The sequence below is a fragment of the Candidatus Cybelea sp. genome, assembly GCA_036489315.1.
Taxonomy (GTDB): Bacteria; Vulcanimicrobiota; Vulcanimicrobiia; order Vulcanimicrobiales; family Vulcanimicrobiaceae; genus Cybelea.
In genome coordinates, this window is the sequence record DASXFZ010000055.1 from 46449 (window position 1) to 72292 (window position 25844).

The window sequence follows — 25844 nt, forward strand, 5'->3', positions numbered from 1 at the left end:
CTCCTGCCATAGCAAGCAATGGAGGACGGGGGTCCTAGCGATGGTATGTAGGTTTTTGTGAAATTATTAGATGGAAAGCGCATTCTGGTAACCGGAGTCGCAAACCGCTGGTCGATCGCGACGGGGGTCGCCCGCCGGCTGCACGATAACGGGGCCTCGATCGCGCTTACGTACCAGGGCGACCGCGTGAAAGACGAGGTCGAGAAGCTCGCCGCGGAGCTGGGCGGCGGGCCGGTCCTCGAGTGTGACGTTTCGAGCGATGCCTCCCTCGCGGCGCTCCGCACCGAACTCGCCGAAGGCTTTGGCGGACTCGACGGCCTCGTACACTCGATCGCCTTTGCCAATAAAGAGGATCTGGCCGGAAAGGTCTTCGACACGTCGCGATCGGGATTCGCGCTGGCGCTCGACGTCTCGGCGTACTCCTTGATCGCGCTGGTCGGCGCGCTGCGCGAGTCCTTCAACGAGGGCGCGTCGATCATGGCGCTGACCTACCTCGGCGCGACCCAGATCGTGCCCAACTATAACTTAATGGGCATCGCGAAAGCGGCGCTCGAGGCAACGGTTCGCTACATCGCCTTCGATCTAGGCGATCGCAGCATTCGCGTCAACGCGATTTCGGCCGGCCCGATCAAAACGGCGAGCTCGCGGCAGGTCGGCGGTTTCTCGAAGATTCTCGAGGTCGTTCCCAAAGTCGCGCCGCTGCGCCGCAACGTTACCCCCGACGACATAGGCAACATGGCCGTCTTTCTTGCATCGGATCTTGCCTCGGCGGTTACGGCCGACGTCCATTTCGTCGACGCCGGATACCATGCAATGGGAATGTATCCGCCGCAGTGATGCGTGTTTCGTAGGATTCTGATCGCGAACCGCGGCGAGATCGCGGTTCGCGTCATTCGGACGGCACGCGAGATGGGCATCGAAAGCATCGCCGTCTACTCCGACGCCGACCGCGACGCGTTGCACGTTAGCCTCGCCGACGAAGCGCACGGCATCGGCCCGGCATCGCCGGCACAGAGTTATTTAAACGCCGAGAAGCTGATCGCCGTCGCGCTGCGGTCCGGAGCGCAGGCCGTGCATCCGGGATACGGCTTTCTCGCCGAGAACGCGGAGTTCGCCCGCCGCGTCGTCGACGCCGGTTTAGTGTGGATCGGCCCGCACGCCGACGCGATTTTCACCATGGGCGACAAGCTGCGCGCGCGCAACGCGATGCGAGCGGCAAACGTTCCTTCAGTCCCGGGCGGACTCGAGGCGATCGCCGACGTAGCGGCCGCGCGAGCCGCCGCCGAACGGTACGGACTTCCACTTGCGCTCAAAGCCGCCGCAGGCGGCGGCGGAAAAGGGCTCAAGGTCGCGCACCGCGCCGAAGAGATCGAATCCGCGTTTGAAACGGCGCGCCGCGAGGCGCGCGCCTATTTCAAGGACGATACGATCTACGCCGAGCGGTATTTGGAGAATCCCAAACACGTGGAGCTGCAAATCCTGGCGGACAAACACGGTAGCGTCGTACACGTCGGCGAGCGCGACTGTTCGCTGCAGCGCCGCCACCAAAAGCTGTGGGAGGAGACGCCCGCGCAGATTCCCGACGCCGTGCGGGCAGAAATGCGCGAAGCGGGCCTACGCGCCGCCAAAGCGATCGGCTACGACTCGGCCGGCACGATCGAATGCCTCGTCTCCGGCGGCGAGTTTTACTTTCTCGAGATGAACACGCGCATTCAGGTCGAGCACACGGTGAGCGAGATGATCTCCGGGCTCGATCTCGTGCGCGAGCAGATTCGGGTGGCGGCCGGCGAAGCGCTCGGCTTTACCCAGAGCGATCTCTCCTTTCGCGGCTTTTCGATCGAAGGACGGATCAACGCCGAGGACCCCGCAGCGGGCTTCCAGCCGTCGCCGGGAAGGATCGCCGCGTATCGCGAGCCGGGCGGCCTCGGCGTACGTATCGACTCGGCGGCGTATCCGGGATGGACGATACCGCCGGACTACGATTCGCTGATCGCCAAACTCATCGTCTGGGCGCCGACGCGCGACCAAGCCCTGGCGCGGCTGCGGCGCGCGATCGACGAGTACGTCGTCGACGGCGTACCGACGACGCTTCCGCTGCTGCGCGCGCTCTGCGATCTGCCCGCCGTCGGCGACGCATCGTACGGTACGGCGACGCTCGAACGATTCGCGGCGACCTTCACGCCGGCGGCGCGTAATGGCCTGCGGTTGCCCGCGGCAACTCCGCGCGCCGCCCAACGCCGGCTTGCGCCGCGGCTGGGCGGGATGCGCAAGGGCGCGAACGCGTCGAGCGGCAACGACGTGCGCTCGCCGATGCACGGGCTGGTCGTCGAGATCAACGTCGCGCCGGGTGACGACGTAGCCGAAGGCCAGGTCGTCGCGGTCATCGAGGCGATGAAGATGATGAACGAGATTCGCGCGCATCGCGCAGGCCGCGTCAATTCGGTGCACGCGAGTGCCGGCTCGACGGTCGAGAGCGGCTCGGCGCTGGTGACGCTCGGCCACCCCTCGGCGGCGTAGCCACGGCAAGCCTCGTTTCGCTGGGTCACGACGTGTTGTCGTAAGGGGCTCGAGCGGAGCCGCGGCGGGCGCCCTGCTGCGCCGCGGCGTAGTACGGCTCGATGCCTCGCGACCTCAACGCCTCGGGAATTCCGATCGGTCCCGCCTACGATACGGTCGAAGGAACGCCGCACGACCTCGGCGAGCCCGGCCATTTCCCGTTCGGCCGCGGAATTCGCAAGGACATGTATCGTGGACGCCTCTGGACGATGCGCCAGTACGCCGGCTTCGGCACCGCCGCCGAATCGAACGCGCGCTATCGCTACCTTTTAGAGCGCGGCCAGACCGGGCTTTCGGTCGCCTTCGATTTGCCGACGCAGCTCGGCTACGACTCCGACGCGCCGCAGGCGCGCGGCGAGGTCGGCAAAGTCGGCGTTGCAATCGACTCGATTGCCGACATGGAGACGCTGCTCGACGGCGTGCCGCTCGACCGAGTTACCGTCTCGATGACGATCAACGCGCCGGCGGCCGTTCTCTTGGCGCTGCTGCTGGCCGTCGCGCGCCGGCGCGGCACTCCGTTCGAGAAACTCGGGGGCACCGTGCAGAACGACGTACTCAAAGAGTACGTCGCGCGCGGAACCTACATCTATCCTCCGGCGCCCTCGATGCGCCTGGTGACCGACGTGATGTCTTACTGCGCCCACGAAGTGCCGCAGTGGAACGCGATCTCGGTCTCGGGTTACCACATCCGCGAGGCGGGATCGACCGCCGTCGAAGAGATCGCCTTTACGCTCTCCAACGGAAAGGCCTATCTACGCGCCGCTCGAGAGGCGGGCATCCCGCTCGAGGAGGTCGCGCCCCGCATCTCCTTCTTCTGGAATGCGCACAACGACTTTTTCGAAGAGATCGCCAAGTTTCGCGCCGCCCGCTATCTTTGGGCAGTAATCGTGCGCGACGACTTCGGCTGCCGCGATCCGCGTTCGCAGATGCTTCGCTTTCACACCCAGACCGGCGGCTCGACGCTCACCGCGCAGGAGCCCGACAACAACGTCGTGCGCGTCACGCTGCAGGCGCTCGCCGCAGTGTTGGGCGGTACCCAATCGCTGCATACCAACGGGAAGGACGAAGCTCTCGCGCTGCCGACCGCGCAGAGCGCGAAGCTCGCGCTGAGGACGCAACAGATCATCGCGTACGAATCCGGCGTTGCGGACGTCGTCGATCCCATGGCCGGATCCTACTATCTCGAAACGCTTACCAACGACTTGATCGCCCGCGCCGCGGGCATCATCGGCGAGGTCGACGCGATGGGCGGCAGCATGGCCGCAATCGAGAGCGGCTGGATGCAGGCGCGGATCGCCGACTCTTCGTACGCCGCGCAGCAGGCCGTCGAACGCGGCGACCAGGTCGTGGTGGGAGTCAACAAATTTGCCGAGGAGTCCGGCGACGCGCCGATTCCGCTGCAGCAGGTCGACGATCGCCCGGAGCGCGAGCAGGTCGCGCGGCTGCGCGCGCTGCGCGAGTCGCGCGATGCGCAAACCGTCGCGCGGCGTTTGGGCGACGTGCGCGCCGCGGCAGCCGGCGGTGAGAACCTCATGCCGTTCTTCGTCGACGCCGTCGACGACGGCGCGACGCTCGGCGAAATCTGCAACGTGCTGCGGGACGTCTTCGGGACCTATCGCGCCAAGGAAGTCGTTGCGTAGCCTGGTGACACGCCAACGGGGGGATGCGATAGGCTATGGAGATTGACCACGTCGCCATCGTCGTCAAGGATCTGGAGACCACGCTGCGGCTTTACACGGAGACGCTGGGTTTCACGGAAGGTTATCGCGAGATCGTCTTCGACCAGGGCGTCGAAGCGGTCGGCCTGGAGGCCGGCTCCTCCGTCATCGAGCTCCTCCTTCCTCTCGACGAAAACTCAGCAATCGCACGCTATCGTGGAGATTCCGCGACGAAACTCCATCACACGGCCTACCGCGTGGCGGACATCGAAGCGGCACTAGCGGAACTCAAGGCCAAGGGCGTACGCCTAATCGACGAGCACGCGCGGCGCGGCGCCAACGGAAGCTTGATCGCTTTTCTGCATCCGAAGGCGACCGGCGGTGTGCTCATCGAACTCTGCCAGCCGCATCCCCTTAAATAAGAAAACGCTAACGACCACTTGATCTCGGGAAGGTACCAAAATCGCCGGCGTGCCCTGGCATGGTCGACGCTCGCTTCGGCCGCGTTCCATCTCATTTTTTTGACGCTGCTCTTCTACGAGCTGGCGCACCTGATCGTGCCGCGCGGCTCGAAGGAGAGGGTCTCGGAGACGACGACGATTACGATTCATCGCCAAGCCCCTTCACCGCCTCCGCCGGCACCCAAGCACGTGAGCCGCGTGCGCGTCGTGCGGCACGCCGCGGCGCCTCCGGCCCGCGCGCCCAGACGCGAACTGGCAAAGGCCGTTGCCTACCGCGCCCCGCCGCTGCCCCAACACCACCCCGAGATTCCAACCAAGATCGAGCGCGATCAGGCCGGATTCGAGAAAGAAGTCGCGCAGCTCAACAAGCAGAACGACATTCACGCGATCCCGACGATCGATCCCGGTACGCAGGAGTCGGCTACCAAAGATTACGGCTTCGCCGTGCCTTCGTCGTTACGCGGCGAAGAGCACGGCAACGGCATCATTACGCCGACCCGGCGCTGGCACGATAACGGAAACGACTGCTACTACGGCCGCTACGAGTTCACGTATCCCGACGGCGCGATGGAGTACGGCGACATCGAGTGGCCCTTCTGCTACGACCCGGACTCCGACCCGTTCAAAGAATCGCCGCACGAGATTCCGTTTCCGTTGCCGCTGCCCGGGTATAAGCTCCCGCCCGGTACGCAGCTTCCTCCGATCGAAAAGTCGGTCTACGACCACTGGGCGCCGGCGGCCGGCGTTAATTCATCGCCGTAGGATCGATTGCGATAGGCCGTTGAGCACGAACTGGACCGCGAGGGCGGCCAGAATAATTCCGAGTAGCCGGCTGATCACGTGGATGCCCGTCGTACCGATCACTCGCAGCAAAATCGAGGACGCTCGCATGCACAGCCACGTAACGGCGAGCGCGACGACATACGCGAGCACGACGATCGAAAGCTCGAGGCGATCGCCGTGCGAGAGATTCACCAGCAGCAGCACCGTCGCGATCGTCCCGGGACCGGCGATCATCGGTACGGCCAAAGGAAAGACGGCAGGGTTCTCGGTCTGCGCCGCTTCGCGTTCCTCGGCCTCAGTGCGCTTGGCACCGGTCGGGCGTGCGAAGAGCATATCGATCGCGATGAGGAAGAGCAGGATGCCGCCGGCAATCGTGAACGCCGGCAGTGTAATACCGAGCGAGTTGAGGATCAGTCGCCCGACGACGCCCATGAAAAGGATGACGCCCGCGCCGACGAGCACGGCTTGATCGACGATTTGATTTCGGCGCTCCGGCGCCAGACGCGCGGTCGCGGCGATCGTCATCGGAATCATTCCGATCGGATCGATGATCGTGAATGCGGTGGCAAATGCGGTAGCGACGAAAGCGGCGTCCATGCTGCGACGACAGGGTATCCTTTCCTCGAGGCAAACGTCAAGGGCTCCATGCGTACGGCGCGCCTTCTCTGCGGCCACCTGCCGATCGTCGACGCGCCGGAGGGCGTTGTCGCCGCCGTCCGCGGTTATCTGCGCTCGATATGAAGAACGCCCACACGATCGAGGATCTGCGCAGGGCGGCGAAGCGACGCCTCCCGCGCGTCGTCTTCGACTATATCGACGGCGGCGCCGATGGCGAGATCACGTTGCGCGAGAACTGCACGGTCTTCGATCGCGTGCGCTTTCGTCCGCGCAACGCCGAAGCGATGGGCAGCGTCGACCTGCACACGACCCTGCTCGGCACGACGATCGACCTGCCGTTCTTGCTCGCGCCGGTCGGCAGCAGCCGTCTTTTTTTCCCGCGCGGCGAGTGCGTCGCGGCGAAGCAGGCCGGAAAAGCCGGCACCGGTTACGTTCTGTCGACGCTCTCCGGCTGCCGGCTCGAAGAGGTGAAGATCTCGACGAAAGGGCCGGCGTGGTATCAGCTGTATCTCTTGGGCGGGCGCGAGGCCGCCGAAGCGGCAATCCGCCGCGCTCGCGCTGCCGGATACTCCGCGCTCGTCGTGACGATCGATACGGCGGTCGCCGGGCAGCGAGAGCGCGATCTGCGCAACGGCGGCCGCGAACTCGTCAGTGGACAGCTGCTGCAGATGCTGCCGTACGCGTGGCAGATGCTCGTGCGGCCCGCGTGGGTGGTCGACTTCTTGCGCGACGGCGGAATGATGAAGTTTCCCAACGTCGTTATCCCCGGTAAGGGGCCGCTGCCCTACGAAGACGTCGGCGCCGCGCTCGAACGCTCGACCGTCACCTGGGCGGATCTCGGCTGGATCCGCGAGGTATGGAGCGGCCCGATCGTGATCAAGGGCGTGTTGACGGCGCAGGACGCTGCGCGCAGCATCGACGCCGGCGCGGAGGCGGTCGTGGTTTCGAATCACGGCGGGCGACAACTCGACTGCGTCGCACCGACGCTCGCGGCGCTTCCCGAGGTCGTCGATGCCGTCGCCGGGCGCGCCGAAGTATATCTCGACGGCGGCATACGCCGCGGCAGCGACGTCGTCAAGGCGCTCTGTTTGGGGGCGCGCGCGGTTATGGTCGGCCGAGCGTATGCCTACGGGCTGGGCGCCGCCGGCGGTCCCGGCGTTTTGCGCGCCATCGAGATCCTTCGCAGCGGCATCGTTCGCACATTGCGTTTGCTTGGATGCCGCGATGTCGCTGAGTTGGATCGCTCGTACGTCGAAGTTTTGTGGTAGTTGCGCTGAGATCGCCGAAACGCGTCAGGTGTTAGGCCGTCCGCTACTGGGACTACTCGCTGATGGCCGCGCCGTGTGGGTCTGCAAAGCCCTTGGTGAGCGACTTCGTCGGATTATTTCCGGCCGGGTACTTGTAGAAATACACATCTCCGCCGGAGCTATACCCCAAGTTGTTTGGTGCGATGAGGGTGTTGCCTTCGATCCAGTAATTTTCAACGACGTCTGAATCTGCGAGCGCGGTCACACCCACGATCTTTCCCCCCGCGCCAGTCGTCTGGTAAACAGCCGAGTAGTCCTGATAGAGGTAGTCTTCATCGCCAACGGTTACATACTTTCCGTCCCAGGCAATGGCGCCGGGTAAGAGAATCGTGCCGCCACTCAAGGTAATGTTTTTCATCACCTTAGCGCCCTTGGGGAGTTCGGCGAAGCGGAATTGGAATTGGCTGGAGTCGTTCGGCTGGCCATCGACGAAGAGATCGCCCTTGCCGTCGTAGCCACAGAAACCCACGTTATTGATTTTAGAATCTCTGTAGATCTTCGGGACGCCCCTTGCTTTAGCGTATATCGCAACGTTGCCATTGTTCGTTCTTTTTGGTCCATAGAAATTCGAGACGGCGAGATCGCCTGTCGTGCGGTCGATCGAGCATGAAACCGCAAACCTAGAGGAATCGGCAAGCGTAGCGATTGGAGTCTTTCCGCCATGTGCATATTCTACGATGCTCGCAGGATAGCTGTTCACAATCCAGATGTCCTGTTTCTCGTCGACGCACATGCCGTCCGGATGAAAAAAGCCGGTCAGGTCTCCAACCTGCTTACCCTGCGGGTAGGAGTAAACGTCAACGTCGCCGCCACCGTAATTCGAGATGTAAAGCAGGTCCTTCGTCTTGGCCGCGTCGGGCGACATCCAGGACCGACGCAAATCGGGATGGAGGTCCGGTACGCCGAGGTTCTGCGCGGCGCGGCTCGCATCGATTACGTCGGGCAGCGATTGAGGCAGCCGTGACTGCACACCGCTTTGCTGGAACGAGCCGGGCGACGCTAGTGGTGATTGGTACCCCCCGCTGCACGCGGCGAGTAGAAATGCGGGTACGCAAAAGCTAAACCCGCAACGGCTAAAATCTGAAGCCTTCATCTGGCTTGCTCCTTGCGCGAACGCATCGGCGACTCAGGACCGCTCTATTGCCTGGCCTCGGTTCCATTGCAGCCGCGACGGCCGGGCTCCTCGTCGCCGTACCGGATGCCCGGGCGCCGAGAGGCGCGGTGCCGACGACGAGGGCAGCATTTCCCGGGCCTCTCCGCGTTCCGGCAGTCCGTGCTATTCTTGTTCGAAAGTGAGCCTGTTCGTACAAGGGAAGATTCCCCCAGACGGCGTCGCGATCGTCGGCAGCCGTACGCCGCCGCTCGAAGCATGGACGTTCGCCTACGAGCTCGCGAAGCATCTGGGTGAACCGGTCGTCGCCGGACTCGCGCCGGGAATCGACGCCGCCGCGCATCGCGGCGCGCTCGCCGCCGGCGTTCCCACCGTCGCGTTCGTCGGGTACGGTTTCGGCGCGACCGATCCCCCGGAGTACGCGGTGCTCGAGGCCGAGATCGTCGCGTCCGGCGGCGCGGTCGCCACGCTGCTCCCGCCCGGGACGCCGGCCTCGCCGCAATCGCGAATCGAGCGCGATCGGCTGCAGGCGGAGTACTCGCGCGCCGTCGTGCTCGTCTGCAGCGAGATCGACGGCGGCGCGATGTACGCGATGCGCTTCGCGCAAGAGTTGCGCAAACCGAGATTCGCGCTCGAACCGCCGGGCGACGACCCGCGCTGGGCCGGCAACCGCGCCTGTTTGGAAGCGGGTGCGCGCCCGCTGCCGTTCGACGTCGAAGAAGCGCGGCGTGCGCTACAGGTTCGGGGCGATCGCGATATCGAGTGAGGTCTCGAACGTACGGCTCCACGGCAGCCCGATCGAGATCGCCGCGATGTGATATCCGGGATAGAGCCGATCGAGAATTTGCGCGGCGTCGTTCCAGAGCAGCGTTCGATCGAGCTGCGCGATCGGCTCGGCAACCCCTGGCGCGAGCAGCGTGTGATCGGCGACGCCTTGTGCGGCCAGCGTCGCATTTAGGCGCGGACGAACCTCATCGTGGAAGGCGTAGTCGTCGACGAAGCGCGTCAGCGTAAAAGCGCGATGCGCGAGCGCATCGTACGTGTGAAGCCGCCGGCCCGCGCCGGCGGCGATCGCTTCGGCGAGCGCCGTGCCCACCGTATTCGCATTGGTATTCCACGAGGAGTAGGCATCGAGCCGCGTGGCCAGCCCGGAAGACAGCAGCTGCTGCGCGAAGCGCGCCTGATCCTCGTAGGAGGCTAGATACGAAAGGTCGGCGAGCGCAACGGAGTGCGTCTGCGCGTCGGCCTGCATCCGCGCGCGCAGCGCGTCGTCGAGCGCCGGCGTCGTACCGGGCACACGCACGTAGAGCACGATATCCGGGGCGTTGTCGTCGCGAACGCCGCCGCAGACGCCGATTAGCGCGTCGATCGCGACCGAGATCGGCGCGTATTCGATCTTATCCTGGTACGAGGCACCGGCCGGCGTCGAGTAACGCACCGCGATGCGCGGCGTCCAGCGCGCCGCGCGTGCCAGCGCGTGCGCCACGAGCGCCATCCCCAGTTCGTCCGCGCCCGGCTCGATCGAGGCGCGCCGCGAGAGACCCTGCGCCGCGAGCTCGGATTGGAGCAGCGCCACATCGCGAACGTGGAGCCCGATCGGTCCGGCGTCGTCCTGTCCGAGCACGAGCCGGTCGATCGTTGCGTTTGCGGTGAGCTTCAGCAGCAGCCGGTCCACTGCGAGATTGCGGGCGCGCGTCGCAAGATACGCGTCGAGCGTCGCTTCGCCGACCAGCTCGCGCAGATGCCGCGCTCTCGCCGCTTCGCTGGGCAGCGGCGGATCGTGCAGATTCGCATACTCTTGCAGGTACGACCACGTTGGATAGGCGGCGAAGTACGGCGTGCCGGACGGAATGCCGGTCGGCGCGAGCCGCATAACGGTACCGAATGCCCCGATCCAAGAAGTCGGGTACTCTTGCCGAAGATGCGCGAATTCGCGAAAGCGCGAGTACGCATCGGCGTAGGAAGGGCCGGGAACGCGGGAGGGAATGAGCCCGCCGTATGCCAGCATGTCGGTCGAGATCACGAACGCGCCCGGCCGTTCCCGCGCGGCCGTTTGGTTGAGCCAGGCGATCAGCGCGTCGGGCTGCCCGGCGACCAGAAAGTTCCCGGCCAGTGTGTTCGGCGGCGCGGCGACTCTTATGCCGGCTATGCGTCCGAGCATTACCGGCAGCATATAGGTGACCGGACGATCGTCCATCGGCAGAAAGACGATCGCGGCGAGCAGCACGGCGGCGAGATTCATGGAAGGAGCGGCCGCAGCGCTCCGTCGCACCGCTCGAGGAGCGACCGCGCCTCGGCGGCATCGACGTGCCGGCGCTCCATGACGACCGCGACCTTCACCCGTCCTTCCGCTGCAGCGAGGAGCTCGCGTGCCTGGCGCTCGTCGACGCGCGCGAGGCGCTCGACCAAACGCAGCGCGCGGGCGCGCAGCTTCCGATTGCCGGCGACGACGTCGACCATCAAATTGTCGTAGACCTTCCCGAGCCGGATCATGACTCCGGTCGAGATCGCGTTGAGCGCGATCTTCTGCGCGGTGCCGGCCTTCAACCGCGTGCTCCCAGTGAGGACCTCCGGGCCGGTATCGAGCACGATCGCACGACATGCGGCGAGCGCGAGCGGCGAGCCGGCAACGCTCGTTAGAGCGACCGTGAATGCGCCGCGCTCTTTCGCGCGCTCGAGCGCGGTAACGACGAACGCCGCCGAACCCGAGGCGGAGAGGCCGACGACTGCGTCATGCGGACGGATGAAATCGCGAACCACCGCAGCGCCGGCCTCCGAATCGTCCTCGCCGCCCTCCATCGAGCGTACGAGCGCCGCCTCGCCGCCCGCGACGTGCGACCGCACGAGTTCCGGCGGCGTTCCGAAGGTCGGCGCCATCTCGGAGGCATCCAGCGTAGCGATTCGTCCGCTGCTTCCCGCGCCGACGTAGTGCAGCGCCCCGCCGTTGCGCAAGCGCCGGGCGATCTCGTCGATTGCGTCGGCAATCGCAGGCGTCTGCGCGAGCACCGCGGCGACGGCATCTCGCTGATCGGCTGCAATCAGAGCGACGATCTGCTCCGTACTCAAACAATCGAGTCCGCCGCTCTTCGAACTCTCGCGTTCGGTCGGCGGAAGGTGCGTCACGATACGGCCCCCAGCCCGCGAGCGAGCGCGAGTGCGCCGGTATACGGCTCGGTTCGCTTCTCGACGACGGTCACGTCCAGCCACTCCTCGGCGATGCGCTGCTCCAACCGCTGCGAGAGCACGTTGGGCTCGCGAAGCAGGCCGCCGGAGAACGCCAACGGCAATGCCGGCCGGCCGCACTTTTCAACGATCGACGCAATCAGTTCCAGTAAGTCTTCGGCAGCCTCGTGCACGATCCGCAGCGCGTAGTCGTCGCCGGCGGCGGCCTGTTCGAGAACGATACGCGCGTGGCCGGCGATCTCGACGACCGGCGACGGCAAACGATAAAGGCGCACCAGCAGCTCTCGATCGCCGGCGTCGACCTGCTCGCGCAATCCGGCCGCGCCGATTGCGTACCCCGAGCCGCGGTCACCCAGCAGATAACCGTAGCCCCCCGCAAACAGGCCGCTGCCGTCGAGCTCCGCGTACGCGATCGAACCCGTACCGGCGATCAACACGATCCCGTCACCCTCGGGCACCGCTGCACGCAGCGCAACGCGCGCGTCGTGCGTCACCGCAACGGGTACGCCGGGGAATCGCGTTTCGAGCAAACGGCGAAGCCGCTCTTGCACGTCGTCCGAGCCGGCGCCCGCGACGCCGGCGACGATCGCAGCGGCGCAAACGCCCGCAAGAACGCTCTCGATCGCACTCGCGATAATCTGCGCGGCGCCGTCGAGGCCGACGACGTTCGGATTTGCGGGCTTCGCTTCGAACGTACGCACGATCTCTCGCCCGCGGGCCAGCGCTGCAACGGTACGGCTGCCGCCCGCATCGACCCCGACGAAGAGATTGGGCTTCGCAACGTCCAATAGGGGCCCGGGTGCGTTTGGCATTGGTGCTTCTTTATGCGCTCGCGCAGGCCGGTTCCCCGTCGCGTTCGCAGCTGCCGCCGGCGTGGTTCGATCCGTTCTGCGCCGTGTCGGTGCAAGCGGTGCCGTGGGACGTCAGGAGCAACGCTCCGGCGAGCGATGCCACGGCCGACGGCCTCGCGGTCGAGCTTTCCGCGGAGAACGCAAACCGGCTCGACGCGCACCTCACGCTGATCGGCGACACAAACGCCTACGACCTCTTGCTGCAGCGGGTCTCGCTTTCGGGTAGCCCGCCCGGACTGCGCTCCCGCCCGTATCTCGCGCAACTGCCGAAGGCCGAGGCGATTCGCTATGCGTTCGTCGACTCGTACACCGTCGGCTCGTCGACGACCAACTGTCCCTCCGAGCCGGTCAAGGTCGAGGCCGCCGGCGCCCGTCCGCAACGCCCGAATCCAGCCGACCGCGTCGTGGCCGTCTACAAACAAGCGATCGGGCCGCTGAAATGCGGCAAAGAGTTCGAGGCCCCGGCGCTCGCGGGCGCCTCGGTAGCCGAAGCGAGCGGCGTCGACAAACCGCGCACGAGCTTCATCATGGCCTTCGTCAACGCCAACGGTGACGTCGTGAAGACGTACGTGTGGCAGTCCAGCGGCATCGACTATCTCGACACCGCTGCGGCGGTCGCGGCCAGGCGTTCGCGATACGCGCCGGGCACGCTGCTATGCACGCCCGTGGTCGGCACCTATCTCTTCCGCGCCGACTTCAAGCCGTAGCCTTTCGAATAGATCCGGGAGATCGTAGGGTGCGAGCGCGCCCAGCACGACGCGGCGCCGCGCGCCTGTTGCCGCCGGAACGTTCGCGGCGCGCCCGCGCAGTGTTTCGTACCCCAGCACCGCAAACGCGATCGCCTCTTTTGCGTCTGCCGGCAAGCTAAACGCATCGCTGCGTTCGAGGCGGCCGGGCGCGATGCGCGCCGCCAGCCGCTCGAGCAAAAACGAATTGCGCGCGCCGCCGCCGCTGACGACGAGCGCCGCGCCGGCAAAGCCGGCGCGGCGGATAGCGAACGCGACCGCGACGGCCGTCAGCTCGGTCAGCGTCGCCGCGCCGTCTTCGAGCGTCAGCGTATCGAGCCGGGCCGCGTGCTTGGAGAGATACTGCCGTCCGAAGCGCTCGCGTCCGGTCGTCTTCGGCGGCGGCGCGAGGAAGAACTCGTCGCCAAGCATCGCTTCCAGCGTGCCCTCGTGGGTGCGGCCCTTTCGCCCAAGCGCGCCGTCGGCGTCAAAGCACTTTCGGCCGGCGGTGCGCTGCGTTAGGAATGCATCGAGCAGCATGTTGCCAGGACCGGTATCGAACGCGATTGCATCGTTGGCAGCCGCGCCCTTGCGCAAGAGCGTCACGTTTGCGATACCGCCGAGATTGAGGGCGACGCGATCCTCACCGGCGGAACCCAGCAGCAGCGCGTCGACGTAGGAGACGAGCGGCGCGCCGTGTCCGCCGGCCGCCGTATCGGCGCTGCGGAAATCGTAGCAGACGGTCGCAGCGACGGCTTCGCGGATGACGAATGCGTCGCCGATCTGCAGCGTCACGTGCGCGGGACCGTCGTGCCAGATCGTCTGCCCGTGCGAGGCCACGAAGTCGACTCGCTCGCCGCGGCGTATCTCGCCGGTCGCGCGCGCGTAGGCCCGTCCGAGCGCGTTGTGCAGGTTCGCAAGGGCGGCGACGCTCCCGGGGTTGGGCGGCAGCGCGGCGACGAGGTCCCTTTTCAGCGCTGCGGCATACGCGAACGTCTCGAAGCGCAAGAGCTCGAGCGCATAGCTTCCCGCGCGCGGCTCGATGCGCACCAACGCCGCATCGATACCGTCGAGCGAGGTGCCGCTCATGAGGCCAACGGCGATCACTTCAGGCCGAGGTCCTGGATCATCGCTTCGTAGAAGCGCAGCCGCAGGCTCCGCTCCGCGCTCGGCGTCGCGTCGCGCCCGAAGTAGACGCCGTTGGTCAGCAGCACGCCCTGCACGTCGCGCACCGGATCGGCCCAGACGCACGTGCCGACGAAGCCGGTGTGCCCGAACGACGATGCGTCCATCCAACGGCCGCACGAGTTTTCGTCGTTGGTTTTGAGCGCCCAGCCCAGCGCGCGACGGAGCGTAGAATCGTAGGCCTGTTCGCTCACCGCTTCCCGCGCGAGCGGCTCCGGCAGCAGCGCACAGACGCGGCCGGCAAACGGGGCGAGATACGACTCGGTCATCGCGGCGACGGCCGCCGCCGATCCGAAGAGCCCCGCGTGGCCGGCGGCGCCGCCCATCAGGTGGGCTTTCTCGTCGTGGACGAGTCCCTGCACGCGCCCGCGCCACGAGTCTTCTTCGGTGGCCGGGATCACGAGACGCTCGCGAGGTGATGGGCGGTAGGCTACGGTGCCGCCAAACGCTGCGCGAACGAGCGAATCGAGCGAACGGGCGGCGATCCGTTCGATCGCGACGCCGAGCGCGATGAACCCGAGGTCACTGTAGATCACGCGGTCGCCGGGCGCGCGCAGGAGTGGCGTTGTGAGCGCGAAGCGCTCGACGTTCTCGTTGAGGATCGCGCGGTAGTCGGCGCCCGAGTTCATCCCGGAGTCGTGCGCGAGCAGCATCCGCGCCGTAATGGCGGCGTGCCGCCCGATCTTCCATTCCGGCAGAACCGCCCAGAGCGGATCGTCGAGCGACAACCGATTCTGCGCGACGAGCTGCAGCGCGAGCGTGGCGACGAATAACTTCGTCAGCGATGCGAGATCGAAGCGGGTGTCGCAGTAGACCTGCCGCGCCTGGGCGTCATCGCGCGTCGTGCCGTACGCGCCCTCGAAGACGACGCGACCGCGATGCTCGATCCGCGCGACCGCGCCGGTGAACTCGTCACCGTGGCCGGGGCGCAGCGCCGCCTCGACGCGTGCGAACGGTTCTCGCGCGGTTTGAACCATCTTATTAAAGCGTCAAGTCGACGGGGAGTGTGCCGGTAGGCATGCTGTTGCCGAAGAGCACGTCGGCGAGGCCGCCGATCGACGCGGCGTCGTCTCCATAGGCCGCAAGCAGGTGCCGCGCGCCGGCAAACAGCGGCAGGTCGTACGGCTCGAGCAGCGAGACGACGAGCGCGTCGGGAAAGCGAGCGACGAGGGCGGCGATCGCTTCAGCCTGCCGCGCGTGAAGATGCGCGCGGCGCGCGAGCAGAATGGGACGACGATCGCTTTGCGCGAGCGAAGCAAATGCTCGTTCCACTTCCGCCGCGCTGGGATCGACCGCGAGCGTAACCTGCGCGAGTGCCGGCGCCTCGCGCTTTAAGGACGCGGGCTCGCTACCGAAGGAGACGGCGAGCGACGTGAGTGGGCTCGCTTCGGGCACGCCGCGCAATACGGTGATCGCACGTCGCGCGATCTCTCGCCCGACATTGGGGTGCGGCGGAAAGGCGTCGAGCGGCACCGGCGGATTCGCTGCTTCGCGCAGTCGTGCGACGCGGTCGTGTGCCTCCTCCAGGCGCGCGAGCGGCAGACGCCGCTGTGCAACCGCCGCCTCGATCTCCGCGGCGGCGGCCAAGGCGAGCTCGACGCTATGGCTGAAGATCAGCAGATCCGAACCCGCGTTGAGCGCGTCGACCGGCGGCGCGGGAGCGATCGCCTTCATCTCGAGACAATCGGTGACCAGCGCGCCGCGAAAGCCGAGTTCGGAGCGCAAGAGTTCCGTCGCGATGCGCGGGGAAAGCGTCGCCGGCTCTTCGCGATCGAGGCACGCAACGACGACGTGCGCGCTCATAATTGCCGCGGCGTCGCGCGCAACCGCGGCAAACGGCGCGATGTCGCGCGCGAACAGCGTCGCCTCGTCGACGTCGAGTGAGGGGCGCGCGTCGTGCGAATCGACGGCAGTCGCACCATGCCCAGGAAAGTGCTTGTAGCACGGCAGTATGCCGCCGCGCGTCAAGCCGCGCGCGAAAGCTGCTCCCAGCGCAGCGACGCGTTGCGGATTGGATCCGAAAGAGCGCGTGCCGATCACCGTGTTCGCCGGATCGAGCGCCAGATCGAGCACCGGCGCAAAATCGAGCGTGCACCCGGCGCGGCGCAGGTCGAAGGCGGTCTGCTCGCCGGCGCGCTGTGCGAGCTCGGCGTCGCCCACGGCGCCCAGCGCCATCATCGAGGGCATCGTCTCGACGCCACGCTCTAGCCGTGCGACGCGCCCGCCTTCTTGATCGATGGCGATCAGCGAACGGTCGCCGTATCGCTCGCGAATCGCGTCGGTGAAGGCGCGCAGCTCGGCGGCCGAGGCACCGTTGCGCGAAAACATGAGGTATCCCGCGAAACCCGCCCACTGCGGTTTCGGGGCCTCGGTCAAGCCGGTGAGGATGACGCCGCGAGCCAGAGCAGCGATGTCACTCACCGGCGCGCCGCTCCGTTTGCATCAAAGTGACGAATCCAAGCTGCCGGGAGGTCGAGCGCCACGCGGTCGCCTGGTTGCGTGCAATCGTCGCCCGGGACGCGCGCGACGATCGAGCCGCGAGCGGTCTCGACCTCGAGGTAAAGGTCGGCGCCCGTCCGTTCGCGGCGGGCCACGCGACCGTCGAGCGCACCCTCGGGCGCGAGGCGAACGCGCTCGGCGCGAATTCCCGCCAACGCGCCGTCGTGCTCGAAGAGATTCATCGGCCGCTCACCGAGAAAGCGCGCGACCGAAGTGGTGCGCGGCGCATCGTAGACGCGCTGCGGCTCGCCGATATCTTCGAGCCGGCCGCCGATGAGCACGGCGAGGCGGTCGCCGACGCTCATTGCGTCGACATGATCGTGCGTCACATAGAGAACGGGACCGCCGAAGCGTTCGTGCACCCCGAGTATCTCGTCGCGAACGCTGCGCCGCAACGAGGGATCGAGGTGCGCGAGCGGCTCGTCCAGGAGCAGCACCGCAGGATCGGAGAGGAGTGCCCGGGCGATCGAGGCACGCTGGCGTTCGCCGCCGGAGAGCTGGTTCGGCCGCCGTTCGAGACGATCGCCGACGTGCAGTGCCTGCGCCGCAGCAGTAACACGCGCGTCTCGCTGCTCGAAATCGCGCGCCGCAAAGCGCAGGTTCTGGCGAACCGTCATGTTGGCAAAGAGCGCGTCGTCTTGAAAGACGAGCGCCGCACGCCGCTCCTGCGGAGGCAGCCCAAGCTGCGAGACGTCGTCGATGCACACATCTCCGCCCGACGGATCGTGGAGGCCCGCGACGATGCGCAGCAAGGTCGTTTTCCCCGCACCCGACGGACCGACGATCGCCAGCGTCGCTTTGTCTTCTACGTCGAACGAAATCTTGTCGAGCGCACGCCGCTTTTGGCCCGGATAGCAAGCGACGAGTTCGCGCAGGCTCAGCGCCATTACGCGGGCGGCTGCACGAGCGAACGAAACTCCTCGCGGGCGCGTTGGTCGCCGGTTTTTGCCCGCGCGATGAGATCGCGCGCCGCCGTAACGGTTGCATCGTCGGCCTTCGCCCCGGCCAAGACCAGGCGAAGGGCGATCAGCGCCAGGTCCGGTATGCGCGCCCCCAGCCGCGCCAGGCCCTCGTAAAATGGGGCTGCAGGGCCCGATTCCGGACGATTCTCGAGAAGTTTACGCACGAGGTCATCTTTCGGCGGCACTCCGTCGAGGAGGTAACCGTCGAGCAACTCGAAGTCCATCGGCCATGGGCTTCGCCGCACGGGCCGGCTTGCTCTTCGCGATCGTGCTAACGACGTTAGGAGCCAACCGGAGTCAAAATGAAGTCGTGCGGCTGCTCGAACAGATGCGTGCCGCTGCCGGACCGGTATGGGGCGCGCATATCGTCTCCATCTCGCGCTTGACCTTCGAAGGGACGCCTGCGGTCGTATCGAGCGAGAGTCAGGCCTTGCAAGTCATCATTCGCCGCTGCACGGGCGAGCTTTGCGACGGCAGCTATTTCGACGGCCAGCGTCTCTATACGGTCAACATGAACGGCACGGCGCTCCCGCAATCGCCCGAGACGCAGCCCTACCTGCGCGCCTTGCGCCTGGTCGCGACGCTCAACTTCCTCTCGCCGTCGTTCATCGCTCGCGGCGGACGCCTCGGCGATGCCGGCAGCGAGAACATCGGCGGCCGCGTCTATCGGACAATCGTCGTCGCCGACCCGCAGTCGCTGGCGATTCGCGTCTACATCGATCCAGCCACCGGCCTGGTTCGCTACGCGCGCGCGTTCGGCTCGGGCGAGATGTACGAGTTTCGCAGCTATCGCCGCGTCGGCGCGCTCAACCTTCCCTTCGACGTGCTGAGCAACGGCAAGGCGTTCGAGCATTACGACGACCGAGCCATCGTATCGTCGGCCTTCCATCCGCCGCACGGGCTTACGCCTCTTCTACACGAGAGGCCGACGACCGTTGCCACCGATCCAAAGGCAATCGAACCGATCATCGACTGCAGCGTGAACGGGATTGCGCTGCGGTGCCTGATCGATACCGGCAACTCGGGTCTTTCGCTGAGCGCCGAGATCGCGAGCCGGCTCGGAGCGCCGGTGGTGGGAACGTATAAGGTGCGCGGCCTCGGTGGTTACGCGACGCAGGTCGTCCGCGCGGGGCCGCTTCGGATCGGCAGCGCGACCTATCCCGAGGCGTATTACGTCGTGCTCAACGATCTGCGCCGCTACGGATACGACGTCGTGCTTGGCTCCGACGTCTTCGGCGCAACGGGCGTCGTCGTCGACCTGAGCTCGCACGTCGTGCGCTTCGGCGCTGCTCTCGATGCCCAGTCGATCGCCGTTCCATTGTCCTTCGAGCACTTCATTCCCGTGGTGCGCGTCGGGCTCGGGAGCGTCGAGGCCGACCTAGCAGTGGATACGGGCGACGAGTCGAATGTAAATCTCGCATACGACTTTTATGCCAAGCATCCGGGGCTTTTCACTGTGACCTCGCACCGGCCCGTGAGCGGAATCGGCGGCAGCAGCATCGAGATGATCGGCGAGATTCCGCAGGTAACGATCGGCGGCTATCGCGCCGGTCCGCAACGCATCGGCACGACGTGGACGCTGCACGGGACCGCCTCGGGGCATCTCGGCGCCGCCTTCTGGCAGCAGTTCATCATTGGCTTCGACTACGCCGGGGGCCAGTTGCACCTCATCCCGAGGCACAGTTAAGCGCTTGAAGCAGCTCTGCGGCGCGTTTGTGTGCGGAGCGATTCTGCTTCTTGAAACCGGCGCCGGGCCGAGCAGCGTGACCATCGACGAGTGCACCATCATCGCCGTTCAGATGATGGATAAGGTCGACTCGAGCGACGCCCGCCCCGGCGATTTCTTCCGCTTCGAGACGATCAACGCGGTCACCACGGGCGCGACGATCGTCATTCCCGCACGGACGATGGGTGAGGGAATCGTCGCGGTCGCTTCGCCGGCGGCGCGCGACGCGCGCCCCGGCACGCTCGTGCTCGAGCCGCGCTACCTGATGCTCCCCACCGGAAGGCGCCTCGACGTCGTCCTCAATCACAACACGACAAACTTGATCGAAGCGGGCGCGAGCTCCGGGATTCCGGGCTATCTCGGCGCGATACCGTTTCCCGGGGTCGGCGCGGCAATCGGCGTCTTTAACTACTTCCACAAGGGTAAGAACATCGTCGTGCCGCGCGGCACGGCCTTCACCGTCTTCCCCAGCGACGATCCGTCGGTCGAGCACTGCCAAGACCATCCCGCATACTAGTGGCGATCGGTGCGGCGGCCTCTTGGCCGTTTCCTAGGGAGTGATGCTGACCGAGACGCCAAGCGGTTCGGTCGTCGCGTCGTACCTCTTGAAGGGATCGCCGCCGGAGGGATAGCGCCAAAAGACCACGCCGTTCGAGCTGCCGTCGTGGCATGACGTGCTGACCCCGACCAGAATGTTGCCTTCCTTGAGATTCACCGGCGTATTTTTCTTGCCGACGAAGAACGGCTGCTCGATGTCGGTGTAGCCGCTATCGCATCCGCCGTCGAGATTCGTGCTGCCGACGACCGTCAAGCCGCCGGAGGGATCCTCGACCGCCTGATACACGCCGCTCTGATAGCCGCCGGCATAGCCCTGATCCGTCAACGTGATGTGCTTGCCGTCCCACATGACGCTGCCCGGATAGAGAATGCTGGCGCCCGAGAGCGGGACGACGGCCATCGTCGCGCTGCCCGCCGCAACCTCGCAGAGGCTCACGAGCGTCGACGACCGGTTGCGCGTCGAGCCCTCATAGGACTCGCCGAGCACATAGAGGTTGCCGCGATCGTCGTAGCCGGCCGGCCACATGATATTGCAGGACGTATTGACGTAGGTCCGGCCCGTGCTCTTGCCTTTGCGGAAGACGGTAACGTTGCCGGGATTGAAACTCGTCACCGCAAGATCGCCTCCCCGGTCGACGGAGCAGCCCAGCGGCGTCCCGTCGGTGAAGAACGTCTCGAGCGGGCTCGTGCCGCCGTGCGCGAACTCCATCGTCTCGCCGTCGCCGTAGTTCGTGATGAAGACGTTACCTCGATCGTCGACGCACTGGCCGTAAGGCTCGTCGAAGCCGGTCAGCGTTCCGACCTGCTCTCCCGTCTTGTAGTTGGCGACGTTGACGACGTTTTTCGCCCAGTCCGAAACGTAGAGCAGCATATCCTTGACCCGTCTCGGACGGTGCATCCAAGAGTGACCTGGGGGCGTCGCGCGCGCGGGCGGTACCGGCACGAAGTGCGCGAGCGGCGAGCTCGCCATTTGCCCGGTCAGCATCGCCGCCGCCGGGGGTGCGCTGGTCGCCGCCGATCCGCCGCATCCGGCCAGCAACGTCAACGCCAACAAAAAGCCAACGTTCCAGCGCCACATTTTTCGTGTCTCCATGGGCTAACAGCTCACGCCGCCACCTTCTGCGGAGCCTCCGAGCCGACCCCTCCCGGCGGATCTACGGCTGCTTGGCCGCGAGCTTCTCGATAAGGGTGTCGGCCTCGCGCAGCCCGGCACGCGCAGCGGCCGTCGTCGCGTCGTCCTTCGAGCCGCTCGCGACCGTATCGAACAGGTTGCGGCCTTGCACTGCGGCTTTCTGCGCCATCCCGATATTGCCGATGGCGGCTTCGCTCGCGCTAAAGTAGAGAATATCTTGTGCCTCGTGCAGGAGCGCAGTCGAGCGAGCTTCGCCCGTCTTTGAACCGGCATCCGACGCATAGGCAAAGGCCGCCCGCTGGCACCAGGTAATGACGCCGGAATCGTCGTGCGCTGCGGCCGCCGCCGAACACTGCTTTTGGAAAGACTCCGGCGTCTCGCTTCCCAACGCGCGCGCGGAAAGCGAGAGGAGGGCAAGGGCCAGAATAATACTTGCCTGCTTCATGCGTCTGTGTTCGGCAAAAGGTCGTCGCCGTCTGGTAGACTAGTGGCCCGTAACAGCCACTAGTCGGTGCGGGTGCGCCAGCGGCGAATCGCCTCGTCGCGGAAGTCGACGCCCACCGAATCGCTCTGCCACGCCTCAGAGAAGCTCGCGCTGTGGCTGCGCGGGCGCTTTTCCGGCGGTAAAGTGTCGAAGCGGATGTGCATCGGCAGCGGAACCGCTTCGCCGAAGACCACGGCTTGCTGCGAAGGAAGGCTCGAGAGCGCGCTCAGCATCATGTGGCCGGTATCGGGCAACGCGCCTTCGACGAAGCGCTGATCGAGATCGTTTCCGAGACGCAGCGCGAAGACGGTGCCGCATTGCGAGAGGGCTTGCGGCGAGAGCTCCGACGGCCGCTGCGAGATCAGCGCGAGCGAGAGACCGTACTTGCGTCCCTCGCGGGCGATCCGGCTGATCGCCCGGCGGCAAGCAGAAAAGGCCGCGCCTTCGGTCGCCGGGAGATAACGATGCGCCTCTTCGCACGCCAAGAGAATCGGCGGACGGAGCTTTGGATCCGACCAAAGCGTAAAATCGAAGAGCATGCGGCTGATCAGCGAGACGATAACGTCGGCGATCTCAGAGGGCACGCCGGAGAGATCGACGATCGTGATCGGCTTGCCTTCGACCGGGATGCGCAGCAAACGCCCGACGATCTGCGAAAGATTGTCTTCGGCCTCAAAGCCGTCGGCAAACATGAACGCGAAGCGGCGGTCCTCCATCAGCGACGTCAGCTGCGCTTCGAGCCGGCGGTACGGTCCTGCCGTGTCGGACTTGTTAATCTGGCCCATCGCCTCGCGGAGGCTGCGGCGCAACTCGGGCACGGGGAACGGCGCCGGCGTATCGACGGTAACCCATGCTGCGTAATCGCGCGAGTGGGCGTAGGCGTGGCGCGCCTGGCGCAGCGCGCCTTTGAGGATGGTCGCCTGCGTCTCTTGCTCTTGCTGCGTACCGCCGCGCACGAGAATTTGCACGGCCTCCTCCAGATTGAGCAGCCAGAATGGCAGGCGCGTGTTTTGGATGTTGACAACCTCGGCCAGCTCGCCGAAGGCCGCCGAGTATTCGTTGTGCGGATCGAGCAGCAGCACGTGCGCGTTGGAACGCGCGGCGAGAATTTCGGAAAGGATCAGGGTAACGGCGCACGATTTCCCGCAGCCGGTCGAACCAACGATCGCAAAGTGTTTGGCCAGCAGCTCGTCGATCATCACGAACGCCGGCTGCAGCTCGTTGTTGCCCAAGCGCCCAACTCGGACGCTCGGCACGGCCGGACGGGCATAAACCGTCAGGAGGTCGCTGCTCGTAACCGTCATGACCGCATCGCCGAGCGAGGGAAAGCGCGATACGCCCCGCTGAAACGCCGCGCCGTGATCGGCCGCCGTCGAGATCTCTCCCACCAGACCGATCGAAAGCAGAAAGCCGTTACGGCCGGCGTTGAGCTCGATCGAGTTGACGATGCCGATGATATCGCGGTAACCGCAGATCTTGACGAGGGCGCCGGCGCCGATCGCGCCTTTGGCATCCTCGCTCTTTCCTTCGACCGTGATCTCCGACCCCGTGATTTTCGTGACCTGGCCGAGGACGCGGGGGGGTTCGGTCTCCGCTGTCGTGTTGAGCTGATTTAGCGAGAGCATGCGCGTCCCCAATACTTAGTGCGCCGGCCCCATTACGCGGGCCGGCTCGGTGGTTCTCGGCTGGGCGTGGCTTGCGAGCGTGCGCGGGCAAATCCTGCCCCGTAAGAAACAAAGCGGCCCGAACGGGGCCGGAAAATCGACGGCGGCACGATTCGGCTCGACGGCGTTAACGTCGCAACATCGCCGGACGCGCTGCGCCCCTTGCTCGGATACCTCCCGCAAGATTTCGGCATCTGTTCCTATTTATCGGCTAGTCAGTTCCCCGACTGCATAGGGGCGCGCAAAAACCCAGGCGGGCACTCGCGCTGCTAGCCGCGGGTGCCCGCCTGAAGCGTTTGCCGAGAGTATTTACGGAGAGAAGGCGATGCCCCAAGGCTCGTTCAGAGGGTAGTTGTTGCGCGGAAGACCTTTTGGATAGCTCAGCTGGAGCAGGTTCTGATAGCTTTCCGAGACCAGGTACAACTCCCTCGGACTGCCGGGCGCGAAGGCTAGGCCGCTGATGACGTTGGCCATTTGTCCGTAGCTGATCTTACGCTTCGGCTTAGTTGCGCCGGGAGGAAAGACCGCCAGATATTTCGGATCGATGCCGTAGAAACTGTTGACCGGTACGATGAGGTTGCCGTGGCTATCGAAGGTGAGCGCTTCCGCGGGAAAGCTGTTCGTTCCGAGATCGAGGTTGAGATCGCTCCCTTTGCCCGAACCTTCGGTCGGATATTCATAGATGCTGTCGAGGTATCTCGACCCCGTGATCCACGAGACGTAAAGCTTATTTGACGAATCGAGGGCAAGCGCGAACGCGTACTGATTGGGGAGCGTGATCGTTACGTTTGGCGTCACGCTTCCTGCGGAGTACTCCGTAACGCTCCCAAACGAGTTCGAACCTCCGCCTTGGTTGGCGACGTAGAGCGTTCCGTCGCTTCCCACCGCGACGCTTTTTGGCAGGTTGACTCCCTGTGTGTAGGTGACGCTCGGCGTCGTCTGCCCCGGAGGATAGACCGTAACGCTATTGCTGCCGAAGTTCGCAACGTAGAGGTTGCCGGCGCCGTCGGTAGCGATGCCTTCGGGAAGCGCGAGGCCGGAAGTGATCGTCGAGACCCGTTTCAGCTTCGTACCCGCCGCAGCGTAAGCGTTGACTTGGGAATAGCCGGTGTAGGCGTTCTGCAGCGAGATGTAGATCAGGTGTTTGCCGGCATGGGCGGCCGCGTTTGGCGCGCCCTTCGGGAGCGCCGCGAAATCAGACTGGGGCGAGGCGGCGCCGCAAGCGGTCAGCATCGCGCAGAGAGCGCCCAGACCCGCCCCTCGCATGAGAATCGTCATCATTTATTTCCTTCCAACTGCAGGTTCGGCGCGGTCGTAACGGCTTGAACGTACGCGTAGCCCGTGACGTCGAATTCTTCGAACGGCTTGCGTGCGCCAGGCTTATACCCGTAGATCGGCGCACAACCTGAGCCTTCGCACGCGAGCGGAACGTAAAGGTTGCCGTCGGGGCCGACATCGATCATGCCCGGCGTTGCGCCGAACGGAAGGTTGTCGATGACTTTGAACGCGTAGCGGGCGCCGGGACGAAACTCGGAGATGTAATCGCCAAGGCCGGTCGAGCCGACATAGAGATCGCCGTTCGCGTCGAGCGCCACGCCGTTGCCGCCGCCGGCGGAGATGAGTGCGTGCAGGTGGAGCGGCTTCGGTTTGCTCGAACCCGCGCGCACTTCGTATACGTCGGCCGCGCCCGTTTCGGCGTTGTAGTTGACGGCGTAGAGGTCGCCCTTTGCGTCGCCGGCCAAGCCGGCAAGGTTGCTGAATCCATGGGTTGTGATCTCCTTCGTGGGCGAGGTCGCGCCGGCCGGATAGACGTACACCGCGGCCGTTTCGTAACAGCGAGTCCCACACGAGGAGACGTAGACGGTGCCTTTGGCATCGGCGGTTATGCCGACCGGAAAGAAGATCTGGCCCTTCCAATAAGTGTTGAGAATCGTCGGAGCTCCCGTATACGGCGGTGCGAACTCCGAGACGTAGAAGTAATTGCCGTACGCACCGTTGTTGACGACGAAAAGATTACCGGAGGCGTCGACTGTCATCTGATCCTGATTTGCTTCAAGGCCGGTGATCTTTGCGATCGGGCCGCTCTTCGGATCCTTGAGCGAGTAGATCCCAACGGTTCCGTCTTCCTGGGTGACGAAAAGGAGCTGTGAAGGCAGCGTTCGCGTGTGAGCCGCCCGCGCTGCAGGCGGGAGCATGCTCGATGCGGCCGGCGCTCGCGATCCGGGCGCAGAGAGGCCGCCGCATCCCGCCAAGAACGCGATGGCGGGCAGCGCTATGAAGGCAAAAGATAGTCGTCGCATGGCTCATTATGAATCGGCCTTCCCTCGCCACACCTAGGTAATTACCTAGATGACTGCAAAGCGATTGCGGGCGGAGGTCAC

At 65.6% G+C, this 25844-nt stretch carries 25 protein-coding genes; 10 read left to right on the top strand and 15 right to left on the bottom strand.

The features are described 5' to 3' along the window. The first annotated feature begins 57 nt into the window (after nt 1-57). The 5 genes from VGG51_11875 to VGG51_11895 all read left to right on the top strand — a co-directional run bounded on the left by VGG51_11875 (nt 58) and on the right by VGG51_11895 (nt 5437). A complete protein-coding gene (locus VGG51_11875) occupies nt 58-837 on the top strand; it encodes an enoyl-ACP reductase (GenBank protein HEY1883727.1) in 780 nt (259 codons plus the stop codon). A 3-nt stretch (nt 838-840) separates the two neighbouring features. Then, nucleotides 841-2517 (top strand): acetyl-CoA carboxylase biotin carboxylase subunit, encoded by a 1677-nt coding sequence (locus VGG51_11880; protein ID HEY1883728.1) that lies wholly within the window; start codon nt 841-843, stop codon nt 2515-2517. Between the two features lie 101 nt (nt 2518-2618). Next, complete coding sequence (locus VGG51_11885) at nt 2619-4196, top strand: methylmalonyl-CoA mutase family protein (protein HEY1883729.1); 1578 nt, start codon at nt 2619-2621, stop codon at nt 4194-4196. A gap of 35 nt (nt 4197-4231) precedes the next feature. Continuing rightward, nucleotides 4232-4636: a methylmalonyl-CoA epimerase gene (mce, locus tag VGG51_11890; protein HEY1883730.1), complete on the top strand. Its 405-nt coding sequence runs from the start codon at nt 4232-4234 to the stop codon at nt 4634-4636. A gap of 18 nt (nt 4637-4654) precedes the next feature. Then, nucleotides 4655-5437, top strand: a complete 783-nt coding sequence (locus VGG51_11895; protein HEY1883731.1) for a hypothetical protein — start codon at nt 4655-4657, stop codon at nt 5435-5437. Here VGG51_11895 and VGG51_11900 read toward each other — a convergent pair. Further along, on the bottom strand, nt 5426-6055 hold the full coding sequence (locus tag VGG51_11900; protein HEY1883732.1) for a MarC family protein: 630 nt from the start codon (nt 6053-6055) through the stop codon (nt 5426-5428). The genes VGG51_11895 and VGG51_11900 overlap by 12 nt on opposite strands. Before the next feature lie 140 nt (nt 6056-6195). Between VGG51_11900 and VGG51_11905 the strand changes: the two genes are divergently transcribed. Then, the gene (locus tag VGG51_11905; protein ID HEY1883733.1) at nt 6196-7344 is read left to right on the top strand and encodes an alpha-hydroxy acid oxidase; all 1149 of its coding nucleotides are present in this window, start codon (nt 6196-6198) and stop codon (nt 7342-7344) included. Nucleotides 7345-7396: 52 nt separating this feature from the next. Here the strand turns inward: VGG51_11905 and VGG51_11910 are convergent, their stop codons facing one another. After that, complete coding sequence (locus VGG51_11910) at nt 7397-8476, bottom strand: hypothetical protein (protein ID HEY1883734.1); 1080 nt, start codon at nt 8474-8476, stop codon at nt 7397-7399. 199 nt (nt 8477-8675) lie between these two features. On the opposite strand from VGG51_11910, the gene VGG51_11915 reads away from it, so the two are divergent. Further along, nucleotides 8676-9260: a DNA-processing protein DprA gene (locus VGG51_11915; GenBank protein ID HEY1883735.1), complete on the top strand. Its 585-nt coding sequence runs from the start codon at nt 8676-8678 to the stop codon at nt 9258-9260. Here the strand turns inward: VGG51_11915 and VGG51_11920 are convergent. The 3 genes from VGG51_11920 to VGG51_11930 are packed head-to-tail and all read right to left on the bottom strand — an operon-like array spanning nt 9228 to nt 12489. Beyond that, nucleotides 9228-10736 carry a DUF4127 family protein gene (locus VGG51_11920; GenBank protein ID HEY1883736.1) on the bottom strand — a complete coding sequence of 503 codons (1509 nt, stop codon included), beginning with the start codon at nt 10734-10736 and terminating at the stop codon, nt 9228-9230. The genes VGG51_11915 and VGG51_11920 overlap by 33 nt on opposite strands. After that, nucleotides 10733-11617: an N-acetylmuramic acid 6-phosphate etherase gene (locus VGG51_11925; protein ID HEY1883737.1), complete on the bottom strand. Its 885-nt coding sequence runs from the start codon at nt 11615-11617 to the stop codon at nt 10733-10735. Before VGG51_11925 ends, VGG51_11920 begins: the two co-directional genes overlap by 4 nt. Then, nucleotides 11614-12489, bottom strand: a complete 876-nt coding sequence (locus VGG51_11930) for a BadF/BadG/BcrA/BcrD ATPase family protein (GenBank protein ID HEY1883738.1) — start codon at nt 12487-12489, stop codon at nt 11614-11616. The genes VGG51_11925 and VGG51_11930 overlap by 4 nt, the downstream gene beginning before the upstream one ends. Here VGG51_11930 and VGG51_11935 point away from each other — a divergent pair. Beyond that, entirely contained in the window at nt 12477-13235 is a 759-nt protein-coding gene (locus VGG51_11935) for a hypothetical protein (GenBank protein HEY1883739.1), read from the top strand. The two genes, VGG51_11930 and VGG51_11935, sit on opposite strands and share 13 nt — an antisense overlap. On the opposite strand, the gene VGG51_11940 is transcribed toward VGG51_11935, so the two are convergent. The 5 genes from VGG51_11940 to VGG51_11960 are packed head-to-tail and all read right to left on the bottom strand — an operon-like array spanning nt 13182 to nt 18063. Further along, nucleotides 13182-14342 carry an anhydro-N-acetylmuramic acid kinase gene (locus VGG51_11940; GenBank protein HEY1883740.1) on the bottom strand — a complete coding sequence of 387 codons (1161 nt, stop codon included), beginning with the start codon at nt 14340-14342 and terminating at the stop codon, nt 13182-13184. The two genes, VGG51_11935 and VGG51_11940, sit on opposite strands and share 54 nt — an antisense overlap. Before the next feature lie 14 nt (nt 14343-14356). Further along, nucleotides 14357-15415 carry a serine hydrolase domain-containing protein gene (locus VGG51_11945; protein ID HEY1883741.1) on the bottom strand — a complete coding sequence of 353 codons (1059 nt, stop codon included), beginning with the start codon at nt 15413-15415 and terminating at the stop codon, nt 14357-14359. 4 nt (nt 15416-15419) lie between these two features. Then, nucleotides 15420-16859, bottom strand: a complete 1440-nt coding sequence (locus tag VGG51_11950; GenBank protein HEY1883742.1) for a glycoside hydrolase family 3 N-terminal domain-containing protein — start codon at nt 16857-16859, stop codon at nt 15420-15422. Continuing rightward, on the bottom strand, nt 16856-17824 hold the full coding sequence (locus VGG51_11955) for an ABC transporter ATP-binding protein (protein ID HEY1883743.1): 969 nt from the start codon (nt 17822-17824) through the stop codon (nt 16856-16858). The genes VGG51_11950 and VGG51_11955 overlap by 4 nt, the downstream gene beginning before the upstream one ends. Further along, the gene (locus tag VGG51_11960) at nt 17824-18063 is read right to left on the bottom strand and encodes a hypothetical protein (protein HEY1883744.1); all 240 of its coding nucleotides are present in this window, start codon (nt 18061-18063) and stop codon (nt 17824-17826) included. The genes VGG51_11955 and VGG51_11960 overlap by 1 nt, the downstream gene beginning before the upstream one ends. Before the next feature lie 65 nt (nt 18064-18128). Between VGG51_11960 and VGG51_11965 the strand changes: the two genes are divergently transcribed. Next, entirely contained in the window at nt 18129-19586 is a 1458-nt protein-coding gene (locus tag VGG51_11965; protein HEY1883745.1) for a retropepsin-like aspartic protease, read from the top strand. Between the two features lie 4 nt (nt 19587-19590). Beyond that, the gene (locus VGG51_11970) at nt 19591-20142 is read left to right on the top strand and encodes a hypothetical protein (protein HEY1883746.1); all 552 of its coding nucleotides are present in this window, start codon (nt 19591-19593) and stop codon (nt 20140-20142) included. Nucleotides 20143-20175: 33 nt separating this feature from the next. Here the strand turns inward: VGG51_11970 and VGG51_11975 are convergent, their stop codons facing one another. The 5 genes from VGG51_11975 to VGG51_11995 all read right to left on the bottom strand — a co-directional run bounded on the left by VGG51_11975 (nt 20176) and on the right by VGG51_11995 (nt 25763). Beyond that, nucleotides 20176-21276 (bottom strand): hypothetical protein, encoded by a 1101-nt coding sequence (locus VGG51_11975; GenBank protein ID HEY1883747.1) that lies wholly within the window; start codon nt 21274-21276, stop codon nt 20176-20178. A 61-nt stretch (nt 21277-21337) separates the two neighbouring features. After that, nucleotides 21338-21760: a hypothetical protein gene (locus VGG51_11980; protein ID HEY1883748.1), complete on the bottom strand. Its 423-nt coding sequence runs from the start codon at nt 21758-21760 to the stop codon at nt 21338-21340. 59 nt (nt 21761-21819) lie between these two features. Further along, nucleotides 21820-23424 carry an ATP-binding protein gene (locus tag VGG51_11985; GenBank protein HEY1883749.1) on the bottom strand — a complete coding sequence of 535 codons (1605 nt, stop codon included), beginning with the start codon at nt 23422-23424 and terminating at the stop codon, nt 21820-21822. Nucleotides 23425-23772: 348 nt separating this feature from the next. Then, nucleotides 23773-24744 carry a hypothetical protein gene (locus tag VGG51_11990; protein HEY1883750.1) on the bottom strand — a complete coding sequence of 324 codons (972 nt, stop codon included), beginning with the start codon at nt 24742-24744 and terminating at the stop codon, nt 23773-23775. Then, nucleotides 24741-25763: a hypothetical protein gene (locus tag VGG51_11995; protein HEY1883751.1), complete on the bottom strand. Its 1023-nt coding sequence runs from the start codon at nt 25761-25763 to the stop codon at nt 24741-24743. The genes VGG51_11990 and VGG51_11995 overlap by 4 nt, the downstream gene beginning before the upstream one ends. Nucleotides 25764-25844: the final 81 nt, after the last annotated feature.

Excerpts from the sequence above, each read along its gene's own strand:
- VGG51_11980 (HEY1883748.1), bottom strand. The coding sequence starts at position 21,760 with ATGAAGCAGGCAAGTATTATTCTGGCCCTTGCCCTCCTCTCGCTTTCC.
- VGG51_11945 (HEY1883741.1), bottom strand. The coding sequence starts at position 15,415 with ATGGTTCAAACCGCGCGAGAACCGTTCGCACGCGTCGAGGCGGCGCTG.
- VGG51_11965 (HEY1883745.1), top strand. The coding sequence starts at position 18,129 with ATGGGCTTCGCCGCACGGGCCGGCTTGCTCTTCGCGATCGTGCTAACG.
- VGG51_11905 (HEY1883733.1), top strand. The coding sequence starts at position 6,196 with ATGAAGAACGCCCACACGATCGAGGATCTGCGCAGGGCGGCGAAGCGA.
- VGG51_11990 (HEY1883750.1), bottom strand. The coding sequence starts at position 24,744 with ATGATGACGATTCTCATGCGAGGGGCGGGTCTGGGCGCTCTCTGCGCG.
- VGG51_11900 (HEY1883732.1), bottom strand. The coding sequence starts at position 6,055 with ATGGACGCCGCTTTCGTCGCTACCGCATTTGCCACCGCATTCACGATC.
- VGG51_11955 (HEY1883743.1), bottom strand. The coding sequence starts at position 17,824 with ATGGCGCTGAGCCTGCGCGAACTCGTCGCTTGCTATCCGGGCCAAAAG.
- VGG51_11930 (HEY1883738.1), bottom strand. The coding sequence starts at position 12,489 with ATGCCAAACGCACCCGGGCCCCTATTGGACGTTGCGAAGCCCAATCTC.
- mce (HEY1883730.1), top strand. The coding sequence starts at position 4,232 with ATGGAGATTGACCACGTCGCCATCGTCGTCAAGGATCTGGAGACCACG.
- VGG51_11940 (HEY1883740.1), bottom strand. The coding sequence starts at position 14,342 with ATGAGCGGCACCTCGCTCGACGGTATCGATGCGGCGTTGGTGCGCATC.
- VGG51_11975 (HEY1883747.1), bottom strand. The coding sequence starts at position 21,276 with ATGGAGACACGAAAAATGTGGCGCTGGAACGTTGGCTTTTTGTTGGCG.
- VGG51_11985 (HEY1883749.1), bottom strand. The coding sequence starts at position 23,424 with ATGCTCTCGCTAAATCAGCTCAACACGACAGCGGAGACCGAACCCCCC.
- VGG51_11920 (HEY1883736.1), bottom strand. The coding sequence starts at position 10,736 with ATGAATCTCGCCGCCGTGCTGCTCGCCGCGATCGTCTTTCTGCCGATG.
- VGG51_11885 (HEY1883729.1), top strand. The coding sequence starts at position 2,619 with ATGCCTCGCGACCTCAACGCCTCGGGAATTCCGATCGGTCCCGCCTAC.
- VGG51_11910 (HEY1883734.1), bottom strand. The coding sequence starts at position 8,476 with ATGAAGGCTTCAGATTTTAGCCGTTGCGGGTTTAGCTTTTGCGTACCC.
- VGG51_11995 (HEY1883751.1), bottom strand. The coding sequence starts at position 25,763 with ATGCGACGACTATCTTTTGCCTTCATAGCGCTGCCCGCCATCGCGTTC.